Source organism: Singulisphaera chitinilytica (assembly GCF_049331405.1).
Classification (GTDB): Bacteria; Planctomycetota; Planctomycetia; order Isosphaerales; family Isosphaeraceae; genus PoT.
The window spans coordinates 9721178-9734988 of sequence record NZ_CP186274.1 but is presented as its reverse complement, the minus strand read 5'-3'; the positions used below and the strand labels follow the sequence as shown (position 1 = coordinate 9734988).

The following is a 13811-nucleotide window of genomic DNA, read 5'->3' as shown; positions in this document are numbered from 1 at the left end:
TCTCCGAGCCGCCTCTTATGACACTTCGCTGGCGGCGGGGACGTTCGCCTCGCGAGGGGCGGGGTCGATGACGGACGGATCGAAATCGGGATCGATCCCGCGAGGGGGCTTCTCGTTACGGACGACACCGCCGGCGGCGGCCACGCAGGCGATGGCGATGGTCACGATGCCCAGGGCGATCGTGAGCGACGACCCCTCTGCCACCATGCCGATGACCGGGGGGCCGGTCAGGAAGCCGAAGTAGCCGACCGTCGAGGCCGTCGCGATGCCGACCACCGGCGCGATGCCCTGCACGCGCGAGGCCGCGCGGAAGAGGATGGGGACGACGTTGGCGAGCCCCGCGCCGACCAGCGAGAACCCGACGATGGCGGCCGTCGGATGCCGGAGGATCAGGGCACAGGCCAGGCCGACGGCCGCGAGGCCTGCACCGCCGCGGATCACCGCCTCGTCGCCGAGGATCCGGGTCAGGCGGTCCCCCATGAATCGGACGGTGGTCATGCCCAGCGAGTAGGCCGCGAAGCCGAGCGCCGCGACGGAGGGGGTCGCGGCCAGCGACTTCTGCAGGTAGAGGGCGCTCCAGTCGGCCATCGACCCCTCGCCGACGAATGCGAGGAACGCCAGCGCTCCCAGGATCACGAGGCCGAGCGGCGGCCGTTTCAACCCCTTGGTCTTGGAACCGGCCGAGGCCGTCGGCAACTTCACGAGGGCGATGAGGATGCTCATGCCCAGCACGACCCCCGCGCCTCCCAGCGACGTCAGGGGGCTGATCCCGAGTTCGACCAGGCGCGACGCGATGCCCGCACCGACGAGGCAGCCGAGGCTGAAGAGGGCGTGGAAGGACGACAGGATCGGCCGGCCTACGAGCCCTTCGACATGCACCGCGAGGGCATTGATGGTCACGCCCATGACGCCCGTCGACGCGCCATAGACGCCCAGGATGATCATGAGGACCCAGGCTTTGGGCGCGACCGCGATCATCGGGAGCATGACGCACATCATCAGCGAGGCGAGCGTCGCAAGGTTCCGCGTCCCGACGCGAGGGGCGAGCGCCCCGGCCAGCGGCATGGCGATCAGGCCGCCGACGGCCGACATCAGGAGGGCGACGCCCAGCGTCCCCTCCCCGATCTTGAGGGCGGATTGCACCTCGGGGATCCGAGAGACCCAGCTACCGACCGCTCCCCCGAGGGCGAAGAAGAAGGTGCCGACGGCCGCACGCTGCAGCCGGACTTCGAAACCGCCCGATCCGGTCATCGCAACACCTCGGTGGGGAGGTCGTGGTTGGTCTCGAGGACGTGCCGGTGCAGGGCCTGGGCCAGGCCCCCCTCGATGCAGGAGGCCGTGACGAAGTCGGCCGCCTCCCGGATCGGCGAGGGGGCGTCCCCCATCGCGACGCTGATGCCGGCCACCTCGAACATGCTCAGGTCGTTGTAATAGTCGCCGATCGCGAGGACCGAATCCCGGGGGATGTCGTGGCGCCTCAGGATTTCCTCGAGGGCGGTCCCCTTGCTGATTCCAGGCACCATGAATTCGAGGAATCCGCCGCCCGTCCGGACCGTCTCGGCCACCCCTTCGGAGAGGGCCGTCAGCTCGTCGTCCCAGGTCGGGTCGGCTGCGAAGGCCAGGAGCTTGACCGGGTCGGGCACCTGCTCGCGGCCCAGGTCCGTCACCACGACCGCCTCGGGCTCGCCGTAGCCTTCGAGGATCGCCGACTCGGCCGTCCCCGGCAGCGCGTAGATGGTGCGCTGGCCCATGATGACGAACGGGATGCCGCGAGCCTTCAGGCCCTCGGCGATCGAGCGGACGACGTCCTCGGGCAGCCTCGCGAGCGCCTCGACCTCGCCGTCGGGCACGTCGACGATCGCCCCGCCGTTGAGCGTGATCTGCGGCCCCTCGAGGCCCAGTTCCATGCAATAGGGGCGAACCGAGGTGATCATCCGCCCGCTCGCCAGCATCACCTGGACCCCGGCCGCCCGGCACGCCGCGATCGCTCGGGCGTTGACCGGCGGAATCCGATGATCGGGGCCGAGCAAGGTCCCATCGAGGTCGATTACGACCAGCCGAATCCTTCTCATCATGGCTTCCAGAAGAGAATCGGGTACAATGCAGCAATTCCCTGCAACAACACGATAATAGGCGCAGAAACGGGTAACATCAATGGAAAAGCCGCAAACTCGGGCGGAATCCGGAATGCTCACGAGTGAGCGGCGGCTGGTTATCCTCGAATTCTTACGTCGAGATGGCAAGGTGCTGGCGTCGGATCTGAGCAGGGAGCTGGGCGTCTCGCTCGACACGGTCCGGCGCGATCTCCGCGAGCTGGATGAGGAAGGGATGCTCCACCGGGTCCACGGCGGGGCCCTGCCTCGTTCGCAGACCCCGATCGGGTTCGCGGCGCGTGAGCGGGTGGCGCCCGCGGCCAAGGAGGCGATCGCGGGTGCGGCGGCCCGCCTCATCAAAGACGGGCAGGTCGTGATCCTGGACAGCGGGACGACGGCGGTTCAGGTCGCACGGCATTTGCCCCCGGGTTTGCGGGCCACGGTGATCACGGCGAGCCCTTCGGTCGCGTCGGTCCTCGCCGAGCATCCGAACGTCGAGGTGGCGATCGTCGGCGGGAAGCTGAACAAGGAGACGCTGGCCGTCGTCGGGGCCGAGGCCGTCGAGTCCCTCCGGCACATCCGCGCCGACATCTGCTTCCTCGGGGTCTGCTGCCTGCACCCCGAGTTCGGCGTGACCGTCCCCGGCATGGAGGAGGCCCCGGTCAAACGCGCCATGATCGCCGGCGCGGCCGAGGTCGTCGCCCTGGCCTCCGCCGAGAAACTCGGCACCCTCGCCCATTACTCGGTGGCCACGACGGGCGAATTGACTCATCTCGTGACGGAGTGGGATACGCCCGACGAACTCCTCACTCCCTACATCGCCGCCGGCATCACGGTCCTGCGAGGGGAGCGACCGCGAGCCTGACGCCCGCTCGTGCGGATCAAGGCCCGGGCATGGGCATGAGGGGGACGTTGGGGATCTCGGCCTTCTTCAAGGGGCGGCTCTGGAGGCGGAATTCGCGGATCTTGTCGGGGCTGAGTTTGAACTCGGCCGAGATCAGGGACATCGTGCTGATTCCGCCGCCGGAGCTACCGCTCGCCTCGTGCTCGACCCCATCGTCGTCGACCGCGACGATCCGGACGGGCAGCTCCTGGAGATTATGGGCGACCGAGATGGTCGTCCCCGCCTTGGTCGCGATCGCGGCCCCGAAGATGGTGCTGGGGCCGTCCGCCCGGCTGTGCGCCGAGTTGCCTTGCGAACTCTCGACGGTCTGCCAGGGGCCGTCGGCGACCTCGAACCCGATCGTGCAGGTCGGCAGGTCGTCGGGGAAGCCCGAGACCGACTCGTGCAGGTCCGGGATTGGGACGCCGTTCCGCCGCGCGGGGCCTCGCGAGCCGCTATTGGACTCGCGGACGCTCCAGGAATACTCGGCCCCCTTGGGGAGCCCGGTCACGCGGACGACGATGACCCGGTGCCGCAGGGCGTCGGCCGGATCATCGGCGTTGATCTTCGTGCCCGAAGGGTCGCAAACGGCTCCGGGTAACGGCGAGCCGTCCGGCTTCCACCAGGACTTCGGAGTCGACGGGTGGAACGAGATGCCGACGACCTCGATGGTGGCCCCTCCGGGCAAGGTCCTCGACCAGATGGGGTCGGGGTCGTTGCCCTCGACGGGCGTGGAGAGGCCGAGGAGCAGCAGGATCGGCGCGATCCGAGAGAACCTGAGGAACGCGGGCATCTTCGGCCCCCTTTTGGCGTCGAGGCGATCAACGTTGGCGGCAGATCGACCCACGAGTCTAGGGGGTCGGCCCGCCGGGATCCATCGTCGATCGATCAGCCTTGCGTGACGGGGAGGGCCGAGGCGATCTCGCTGAAGTGGGTGACGCGGTCTCGACCCTGGGCTTTCGAATGGGCCAGGGCGCGGTCGGCGGCCTGAACGAAGATCGGGGGCTCGGGGAACGGCAAGGCGGCCGTGGCGACGCCCAGGCTCAGCGTGATCGGGTTCGAGCCCCCCTGCCTCGCGGCCTCGAGGCGGACGCGCTCGGCGATCTCGCGGGCTTCCGCCTCGCCGGTCCTCGGCAGGATCATGGCGAAGCGCTCGCCGGCATAGCGGGCGACCACGTCGTCGGCCCGGAGCTGGCTGCGGAGCAGGTCCGCCAGGGACCGGAGCGCATCGTCGCCGGCGAGGTGGCCGAGGCGCTCGTTGTAGGACCGGAAGTTGTCGATGTCGAGGAAGATCAGGGAGAAGGTCTGGTCGAACTGGCCCGTGGGACTCATGAGCTTCGCGAGCTCGGCCTCGAAGTGCCTGCGGTTGCTCAGGCCCGTGAGGCCGTCGAGCGAGGCCCGCTCGAACAGCAGGGCGTTCTGGCGTTCCAGCAAGGCGTTCTGCCTGGCCAGGGCGAGCTGGAGCTCGGAGAGCTGGGCGGAGTGGGCCCGCAACTGCTCCTGCATGGTCAGGATGCGGCGCGCGACGTTGAGCCGGGAGATGAGCTCGCCGGTGTCGGGGGGCTTGGTCAGGAAGTCGTCCGCCCCGGCCTCGAGCCCGGCCACCCGGTCCTCGCTGGCGCTCCGGGAGGTCAACAGGATGATGTAGGTGTAGAGCGCATCCGCCTGGGCACGGGCCAGGCGGCAGAGCTCCAAACCATCGATCTCGGGCATCATCCAGTCGGAGATCAGGAGCTCCACGCCCCCGGCCCGGATGAGCTTCCAGGCGTCGGCACCATTGTCGACGACCGTGACTTCATACCCCAGCTTCTCCAGCGACCTGCGTATCCTCAGGGCCGAGACCCGCTCGTCTTCCGCGATCAGGATTTTCATGTTTTGGGCTTACATAAGGGGGCGTCCGCTTATTTCTTCGAGATGGGATCTAACCGATTTTAGAATCCCCCGACTAGGTTGACGAGAGGGTCGAGGAATATGGGTCGGTCGTCAGGAAGGCGTTGAGCTCGTTGCGTAGGGTGTCGGTCATGGCGCGGAGCCTGTCGATGAGGGGGGCCACGTCGGCGAGCTGGCCGTCGCGCCCCATCTTCTCGAGGTCGAGGGCGACGGTCACGATGGCCCCCGCCGCGAAGTTGGCGACCGAACCCTTGAAGGCGTGCGCCGCGCGTTGGAGCCGGAACGGGTCGCCGAGGCTGACGGCCTCGTAGATCGTCTCGAGCATCCTCGGGCTGTCCTCGAGGAAGATCTGGGCGAGCTCTCGGAGCAGGTCCTCGTCGCCATCGACCCCCGCGAGGGCGGTCTTGATGTCGATCACGGACGTCGAGGCCGCCGGCACGGGGGGCGTGGGCGCGGCGGCCTGGGCCGGCACATTGCCGTTGGCGTTCGACCGGGCCTTGCCGAACCGGGCGAGGCAGCGCTCGATGGCCTCGGCGAGGTCCCTGGCCCGCATCGGCTTGGAGACGTAGTCGTCGCAGCCGGCCTCGATGCAGCGCTCGCGGTCGCCCCGCATGGCGTGGGCCGTCATGGCGATGACCGGGAGGTGCCCGCCGGTGGCCCGCTCGCGCTCGCGGAGTATCCCGGTGGCCTCCAGGCCGTCGAGCACGGGCATTTGCAGGTCCATGAGGACGATGTCGAACGGCTGCACCTCGAGCAGTTCCAGCGCCTCGCGGCCGTCGCCGACGACGGTGGCCTCGTGCCCTTGCTTGGTCAGCAGGCGAATGGCCAGGGTCTGGTTGACCGCGTTGTCCTCGGCGACGAGCACCCGCAGGTGCTGCGGCGAGGCGGGCTGCTGGGCCGCGTTGTTCGCCGCCGATTCCTGCTCGGCCTGGGTCGCCTTGGAGAGGACGTTGACGATCGTCTTCATCAGGTCGGAGTGCTTGACCGGCTTCGTCAGATACGTGACCCCGAGCTCCCGGCAACGGGCGGCGTCCGCATGCTGGCCGGCCGACGAGAGCATGATGATCGGGATCGACGGGATGTTGTTGTCCTCCCGGACCCGATTGACCAGGGTGATGCCGTCCATCTCGGGCATCATGGCGTCGAAGATCGCCAGCCGGAACGGGTCGTTGATGGCGGTGGCCCGCTTCAGCTTGAAGAGGGCCGACTTGCCGTCCTCGACCGCGGTGGGGCGCAGGCCTTCCTGGGTCATGAGGTCGCGGAGGATCCGGCGGTTCGTGGCATTGTCGTCCACGATCAGGACGGGGATGTGGTGGAGGTCGACCGTCGGCAGGGGGCGGCTCGACCGCTCGGCGGCGATCTCGAATCTGGCCGTGAACGAGAAGGTGCTCCCCTCGCCCACGCGGCTCTCCAGCGCCATCTTCCCGCCCATCATCTCGACGAGGCAGCAGGAGATCGCCAGGCCGAGCCCGGTGCCGCCGTACTTGCGGGTCATCGACCCGTCGGCCTGTTCGAACGGGGCGAAGATCGCCGCCTGGCGGTCGGCCGGGATGCCGATGCCGGTGTCCGAGACCGCGAACCGCAGGACCACCTCATTCCCCTCGCGCCAGGCGAGCTCGACCGTCGCTACGACCTCGCCGCGCTCGGTGAACTTGATCGCGTTGCCGACGAGATTGACGAGGATCTGGCGGAGCCGCCCGCCGTCGCCGACCAGGGTGTCGGGCACGTCGGGGGCGATGTCGAAGGCCAGCTCCAGGTTCTTCTGGTGCGCCCGGTAGCCGAGGGTGCGCATGGCGTCGCCGAGGCTCTCGCGGAGGTCGACCGGGGCGAGGTCCAGGTGCAGCTTGCCCGCCTCGATCTTCGAGAAGTCGAGGATGTCGTTGATGACCGTCAGGAGGGCGTCGGCCGACGAGCCGACGAGCTCGAGATATTCGCGCTGCTCGACGGAGAGCTGGGTGTCGAGGAGCAGCTCGGTCATGCCGATGATGCCGTTCATCGGGGTCCGGATCTCGTGGCTGACGTTGGCGAGGAATTCGCTCTTGGCCCGGCTGGCGGCCTCGGCGGCCTCCTTGGCCTGGACGAGCTCTCCGGTCCTCTCGGCGACCATCGCCTCGAGCTCGATGGCCCGGGCGCGGCCGGCGATCTCGATGCGGGTGCGGGCCGCCTCGATCTCGGCCTGGCGGGTCGCCGCCTGGCGGATCTCGCGGATGCTCTCGAGGCAGAACTGGGCGAGGAAGAGGTCTTCGAAGAGGACCCAGCCGGAGTGCTCGAACCAGCGCCAGGGCTCGACGACCGAGACGCCGTAGATCGACCGGGGCCAGTAGATCCCCCGCAGGACGTGGTCGGCGACCACGACCACCGTCGCCGTGACCAGGACGCGCCAGTCCCGGTAAAAGGCGAGGAACGCCAGCGAGCCGAAGATGTGGAAGTGGGTCTCGATCCGCCCCCCCGTGAGGTGGATCAGGAGCGCCCCCATCAGCATCTGCGCCGCCGCGATGACGTGCCGGGTCGAGCCCTTCCCAGGGCGCAGGAAGGACAGGACGAGGGGCAGGCTCACGATCAGGCCCCCGAGGCCGAGCGCCGCCCAGACGTGGATGTGGATCCAGCTCGCGGTGCCCGCCCAGGCCTTCGGCGAGATCGTGAAGGCGATGATGATCGCGGCGAGCCACTGGAAGGCGAGCAGGCCGGCGAAGAGGTGATCCGTGCGGCGGGCGATCCGATCCAGGTCTTCGCGGAAGATCACGTCCGCATGCTCGGTGATCATCGTGTCGGTCGGCTCTATGTTCGGATCAAAGCCCACGTCCCCCTCCTTTCTTCTCTTCCTCCTCGGTCGCATTCGCGATCGGGACGTCCTGAATCGGGCAGCCGAAGACGGGATGGGCCTTCGGGCACTTCTGCGACGGATCCTCGGAGGCGAGGGCGATGGCCGACGCGAGCCCGGCATTGGGGCCCGACTGCCCGCGTCCCCCGGTGATCCCACCCATGAAAAGTTGCTTGCCAGTAGGGTCGAAGAGGAGGACGGTCCCGGAGGTCATCGCCCCGAATCGCTCGGCCTCGGCCCCGTCCCGATCGCCCCGGACCTTGACGCCAGGGATCGCCCTGGCCTTTCGCCAGAGCTCGGCCTCGCCCCAGTGCACCTCCGAGGGCTCGTAGAAGAGGACCTCGGCCGAGACGGAGGAGCGGCAATGATCCATCAACTCGGACAGGGCGGCGAGGCTGGCCCGAGTGCAAGGACATCGAGGATGGGCGAACATGATCAGATTCATGCGTGATGTATCATGCCTGAGTCCGCTCTCGGCCGGCCATCTGGCGGGTGCGGGCCCGATGACTCCCGGGCTCAAGTCGTAAGCGTGAACCATTCCCAGCCCGATGGCCACGGCCCCTCCCCAGGCGACGATGGCTGGGACGAGCAGGAATGACGCCATCCTGTTCCGCAACATGACGGCGCTCCTTGAGATAACGGGGCGACTTCGCCTCTACTAAACCTAACATAGAATACGATTCTGTCGATTGAAGAAAAAGCGGCAGCGGCTCTTGAGTGCACTCGCCGATGAGCTTCGGTGACCTCGCGGCATCCTCGTGGATCGGCCCGTTATTCATGGCCCTTTCGCCCACGCAGGGCTAGGAATGCCTCGCGAGAAGTCCCACAATGGTACGGAGATCCGACGATCGCCAGGCGTCAGAAGCCGGCACGATCCCGAACCGTTCGAGGATGAGGCTCCGCGTCGAGATCGGGTCCCGGGCGCATCGCCGATCGCCCGACTCAGGCGATGCGCCGCCCGGTCGGAGGTCGAGGCGTGGGGGCCTCAATATCTCGCAGCCGAACCTATTTAAGGTCGAGCTTTGACAGGGCCCCGCGAGGGGCCGAGACGGCGGGTCCTGCGGCCCCTTTGCATTTCGCGACGACGTCGTCGGGCACCCGGAGGGTTGAGTCCATGTGCGGGATCACTGGGGCGGCTTGGACCAATTCCGGCCGGCCGCTGTCGGACGAACAACTCGCGGCGATGATGGACCGGATCGTGCATCGGGGGCCCGACGACTCGGGCGTTCACCGCGACGAGCACGTCGCGCTCGGGTTTCGCAGGCTCTCCATCGTCGACGTCGCCGGCGGCCATCAGCCCCTGAGCAACGAGGACGGCTCGATCTGGACCGTCTTCAATGGCGAGATCTACAACTTCCCCGCGCTCCGGCGTCGGCTCGAGGCCAGGGGGCACAACCTCCGCTCTCAGGGGGATACCGAGGTCCTCGTCCACCTCTATGAGGACGAGGGGCCGGCGATGTTCGCGCACCTCCGGGGGATGTTCGCCCTGGCGATCTGGGACGCCCCCAGGCGCAGGCTGATCCTCGGGCGCGACCGGATGGGGCAGAAGCCCCTGCTCTACCGGCACGACGGGACCCGGATCGTCTTCGCGAGCGAGTTGAAGTCGCTCCTCGCCCTGCCCGAGCACGACGTCCCCGGCAAAATTTCGCCCCGTGCCCTCGATCGCTACCTGACCTACGGCTACGTCCCCCACCCCGACACGATCCTCGAGGGGACGTACAAGGTCCCCCCCGCCCACTACGCCATCTGGCACGAGGGGAAGCTCTCCCTCGAGCAATACTGGTCCCCCGACTGGTCGCTCGAGCGAGATCGGCCGTTCGAGGAGGACGTCGAGGAGCTGCGCGGGACGCTCCGCGAGGCCGTCCGCGAGCAGATGGTCTCCGACGTCCCGCTGGGCGCCTTCCTCTCCGGCGGGGTCGACTCGACGATCATCGTCGGCCTGATGCAGGAGGCGTCGACCCGGCCGGTGAAGACGTTCTCGATCGGCTTCGACGACCCCGCGTTCGACGAGACCCGCTACGCCGAGATGGCCGCCAAGCACCTCGGGACCGAGCACCACGCCTTCGTCGTCACCCCGGAGGTCTGGGAGACCCTGCCCGCCCTCGCCTGGCAGTTCGACGAGCCCTTCGCCGACAGCTCGGCCCTGCCGACCTGGTACGTCTCGCGCGAGACCCGCCGGGAGGTGACGGTCGCCCTGAGCGGCGACGCCGGCGATGAGCTCTTCGCCGGCTACGACCGCTATCGGGCCCTGGCCCTGGCCGGGCTGATGGATCGCATCCCGGCCGGGCCTCGCGGCGTCCTGAGCGGCCCGCTGGCCCGGGCCCTGCCCGCCTCGGCCCGCGCCAAGACCCGGATGCGCAAGGTCCGCCGCTGGCTCGAAGCCCTGGGGGATCCCCTCGAGGCCCGCTACCTGCGCTGGGTCTGCCAGTTCGACGAGCCGGGCCGGACGTCGATCTACACCGACGACTGGATCGATGGCCTGGCGAGGGCCGGCGAGGCGGATCCGGCCAACGCCGATCCGACCTCGTTCCTCGACCGCGCCCTGGGCGCCGCGAGCAAGCGCGATCAGGTGACGCGTGCGATGGTCGCCGACCTCCTCACTTATCTCCCTTGCGACCTCCTGACGAAGGTCGATATGGCGAGCATGGCGCACAGCCTCGAGTGCCGTGGCCCGTTCCTCGACCACCGGGTCGTCGAGCTCGCCATGGCCATGCCCGTCTCGCACAAGCTGAAGATCCGAGGGGGGCGCTCGAAGCTCGTGCTGAAGCAGGCCTTCCGCGAGTTCCTCCCGCCCCCGATCCAGCAGCGGGCCAAGATGGGGTTCGGCGTGCCGCTCGATCGCTGGTTCCGGGGCGTGCTCAAGGACGAGGTCCGCAACGTCCTGCTCGACCCCGTCGCCGTAGGCCGGGGCCTCTTCCGCCCCGAGGCCGTCACGACCCTGATCGACGAGCACGTCCAGGGCAAGCGCGACCACGCCTATCGGCTCTGGACCCTGCTCATGCTCGAGTTCTGGTTCCGCAGGCATATCGATTCGAGGGCTTCGGGCACGCGCTAATCATGTTTGGCCCGGACGTCGCCCCAGTCCTGGATTTCGCCGGGTCCGACGGACGCTTCTCCTTTCAGATAGCCTTCCGCATCGTCCAGAGGCGCATTCTTCTTGTGAACTTCGACGAGGAAGGGAATCCTCGGGACCAGACCCGTGATCCGGAATCGGCCGTCGGGACCGGTCATCAACCCCTCCCCGGGAAGGATCCCCATGTGGGTTCTATCGCCTCGCGTCTTGAACTCATAAACGGCGCTCAGGGGAATGTTCGGCCGAAACTGACCATCCTCGTCCACGAGCCGCCCGATAATCTTTCCCGTCGGTTGGAGCTGGACCCGTATTGGGGATGGTTCATTTCCCTGGATGTCGACGAAGGCGCCGAGGCCCTGGTCTTGCTGTAAGACGACGACCCTCTCCGCCTTTCCCGGATTGCGGTGGACGAAGGTGAACTCCTCGCCCGGTACGGTTTCGCCGGCCCCGGTGCGGCTCTGGACGCTGTATGCACGAGTACCCGCGATCGGCTGCCCGGCCGGCCCGACCACCTGGACGCGCTGCGGGATTCCCGGTGCCAGTTTGATATCGGCGACGACCGACTTCACTCCATCACCTCGGTCGATCGGGATCAGGGCTTCAAAAGATCTCATGTTGTCTGCAAAATTGGATGTCCACAGCACGTTGGTGGCCACGTGTGGCGCGAGCGGCTCTGCGGGGAGATAGGTCAGGTCCGGGGCCCGCACGCCGAGGATTCCCCTGCCAGGGAGCACTAACGCGCGGAAATGGCCATTATCGTCGGCCCGGAACTTGGCTTCATCAAAGAGGGAATTGTCGAAGAACGAGGCATCCGGGTACTCCTTGAGATGCGGATTGTCCCGGAACGGGTAATACTGAACGACCGCCCTGACCGGTCGCCCGGTCTCCCGATTCGTGACCTTCCCTTCGAGGACGAGCCCCCGCCTGAGGTTGATGTCGACGACGATCGGCTCCGGGCCCGTGGGATTGCCGATCACCTTGACAACCTTGATATAGCTTTGCCCATCGACGACGACCTCGATGCGGTGCTCCTTGTTCATGGATAGGCCGGTCAGGCGGAACCGGCCCTGGGCATCGCTGAGGGGTGAATCGGATCCCAAATCGGATTCCCAGGATCGTATCCTCGCGCCGGGGACCGGTCGTCCGGTTTCGGCGTCGCGGATCACCCCGCCGATCACCCGGCCGGGGGGGACGGTGAGATCGAAGCGCGGCCCCAGAAGCTTATTGCGCGAGTTGTCCGACTCATCGACAGGCAGTGGGAGGGGAATATAAGCGGGGTCACGGGTGGTGAAGATCGTCGCGATGGACCGTTCGATCGCCCCCCCATGAATGCTCAGGGTGATCCTGCGGTCGCGACCGACCCCCGTCAGGCGAAATCGGCCATCCCGATCGGTCCGTGCGTGGAGATTCGGATTCGGTTTCTCCAGGAATAGGCCGTTCTGAGCTTCGTTCCAGAGCCCTTGGCTCACTTCGCCGTTTTCTCGGGCCCTCTTCAAGAAGTCGGGCGGATCGTGCCAGATGTGGAGGACGTTCACGTCGACTTCCGCCACCGGGCGGCCTTCGAGGTCGATGATGCGGCCCTCGATCGGTACGTCGTCGCGGCGCAGCCGGATGTTGAGTTCATCCCGGGCGCCCTTCGAGGTAAGCTTTATCCAATCGGGCCCGAAGCCCGGGATGAGGGCCGCGAGAACCGGGGGATCCCCGCCAGTGTGTTCGGAACGGTCCAGAGCCATGCGGGGGACCGCAACCTCGAAGCGGCCGTCCGGCCCGCTGGCCGCCACACGGCGAGTACCTCCCTGTTCATCTCGTACGATCGCGAGGCCGAGCAAGATCTCCGCGCCGGCAACGGGCTTGCCGTCTGGGTCGACGACTCGACCGCGGAAGATGACAGGATGGCTTTTGACTTCCTCTCGAGCCAATGGCGGCTCGTCCTTCTTGACCGCCTCGGGAGGGAGACTCGCCCCGTTCGGCCCCGAGGCAGCACGCCGGGGCTCGTCGGGGGTGAGCGTCGCCGCCAATCCGATCGACACGCCCACAACCGCCAGGAGGAAGATGCTGGCTCCAACACGGAGCTCGGAGAGAACCAGCGATCGGGCGATCCCCCGCGACAGTGTGGCGACTGCGGCGGGAACGGTACTCTCGATCGCTGCATTGCCCAGGCCCAGCGAGCCGGCGGCCCGGACGGTCCTCTCTGCCAAACCGGCCGGCGCCGGCGTGGGCGGGATCCATCGGTTCCATGCATTCCCTGTGGGGATGAGTGCCGCGAATGAGACTCCACGATGCTCCAATCGTTCCTTGATCCGTCTTCGGGCCCGTGAGAGGCGCGAGAGGATGGTGCCGCGCGAGCATCCGAGTCGTATTGCGGTGGCCTCGGTACTGAGCCCCTCGAAGTAGTGCAGCACGACCGGCGAGCGAAGCAACTCCGGAAGCCGGTTGACCTCGTCGATCAGGGGTTTGTAGTCGACCCCGTTGACGATGGTCGGCATGATCTCGACGTTGTCGCCCGAGGCCGGCTTGTTCTCGAACAGCGCCTGGAGATGGCGGCGGCGCCGTGCGGCTTCGACCTGGGCTCGCGCGGCGACCCGGCGTGCGATCCGGAATAACCAGCCCCCCACCGATTCCCGGTTCCGGATCGAGCCGGCCTTGTTCACCAGGACCAGAAAGGTGGCCTGGAAGGCATCGTGGGCATCGTGCGAATTGCCCAGGAGCTGTTGACAGATGCTCAGGACCATCGCCCCGTGTCGTTCGACCAAGACGGCGAAGGCGGCCTCGGAGGCTGCCGGATCGCTCCGAGCCAGAAATCGGTCCAGGAGCTGGCCATCGGTCAAGGTCCCGGCCGCACCGAGGTTGTACAGAAGAGAGAGCTGGTCGCCCAGGACGAGGCTCGACCGTGCATTCTTCATAGCGGGAGTCCTTCGTCAGGATAACAGACTCTCGACAATCGCCATGATTAAGTGCCGCGACCCTCTGCCGCGATTCGCTGATTCGGAAGAATCCGATGAAGTCCAACTCGGCTGATCCGGGTTGACCGCTGATCGCCATCAATTGACG

9 protein-coding genes are annotated in these 13811 nt (G+C 67.5%); 2 read left to right on the top strand and 7 right to left on the bottom strand.

Annotated features, from left to right (window positions below):
- Positions 1–15: 15 nt before the first annotated feature.
- Both ACOYYX_RS37895 and ACOYYX_RS37890 read right to left on the bottom strand, forming a co-directional pair.
- Positions 16–1251 carry an MFS transporter gene (locus ACOYYX_RS37895; RefSeq protein WP_422927833.1) on the bottom strand — a complete coding sequence of 412 codons (1236 nt, stop codon included), beginning with the start codon at positions 1249–1251 and terminating at the stop codon, positions 16–18.
- Positions 1248–2072, bottom strand: coding sequence for a Cof-type HAD-IIB family hydrolase (locus ACOYYX_RS37890; protein WP_422927832.1), 825 nt, complete (start codon positions 2070–2072; stop codon positions 1248–1250). Before ACOYYX_RS37890 ends, ACOYYX_RS37895 begins: the two co-directional genes overlap by 4 nt.
- Before the next feature lie 115 nt (positions 2073–2187).
- On the opposite strand from ACOYYX_RS37890, the gene ACOYYX_RS37885 reads away from it, so the two are divergent.
- A complete protein-coding gene (locus ACOYYX_RS37885; protein ID WP_422927831.1) occupies positions 2188–2958 on the top strand; it encodes a DeoR/GlpR family DNA-binding transcription regulator in 771 nt (256 codons plus the stop codon).
- A 16-nt stretch (positions 2959–2974) separates the two neighbouring features.
- Here ACOYYX_RS37885 and ACOYYX_RS37880 read toward each other — a convergent pair whose 3' ends face one another.
- From ACOYYX_RS37880 to ACOYYX_RS37865, 4 genes are all read right to left on the bottom strand, one after another.
- Positions 2975–3769 (bottom strand): hypothetical protein, encoded by a 795-nt coding sequence (locus ACOYYX_RS37880; RefSeq protein WP_422927830.1) that lies wholly within the window; start codon positions 3767–3769, stop codon positions 2975–2977.
- A gap of 95 nt (positions 3770–3864) precedes the next feature.
- Positions 3865–4848, bottom strand: coding sequence for a diguanylate cyclase (locus ACOYYX_RS37875; RefSeq protein WP_422927829.1), 984 nt, complete (start codon positions 4846–4848; stop codon positions 3865–3867).
- Positions 4849–4921: 73 nt separating this feature from the next.
- Positions 4922–7666 (bottom strand): response regulator, encoded by a 2745-nt coding sequence (locus ACOYYX_RS37870; RefSeq protein ID WP_422927828.1) that lies wholly within the window; start codon positions 7664–7666, stop codon positions 4922–4924.
- Complete coding sequence (locus ACOYYX_RS37865) at positions 7656–8306, bottom strand: hypothetical protein (protein WP_422927827.1); 651 nt, start codon at positions 8304–8306, stop codon at positions 7656–7658. Before ACOYYX_RS37865 ends, ACOYYX_RS37870 begins: the two co-directional genes overlap by 11 nt.
- Before the next feature lie 495 nt (positions 8307–8801).
- On the opposite strand from ACOYYX_RS37865, the gene asnB reads away from it, so the two are divergent.
- Complete coding sequence (gene asnB / locus ACOYYX_RS37860) at positions 8802–10742, top strand: asparagine synthase (glutamine-hydrolyzing) (RefSeq protein ID WP_422927826.1); 1941 nt, start codon at positions 8802–8804, stop codon at positions 10740–10742.
- Here asnB and ACOYYX_RS37855 read toward each other — a convergent pair.
- On the bottom strand, positions 10739–13663 hold the full coding sequence (locus tag ACOYYX_RS37855; protein ID WP_422927825.1) for a sigma-70 family RNA polymerase sigma factor: 2925 nt from the start codon (positions 13661–13663) through the stop codon (positions 10739–10741). The genes asnB and ACOYYX_RS37855 overlap by 4 nt on opposite strands.
- Positions 13664–13811 lie beyond the last annotated feature (148 nt).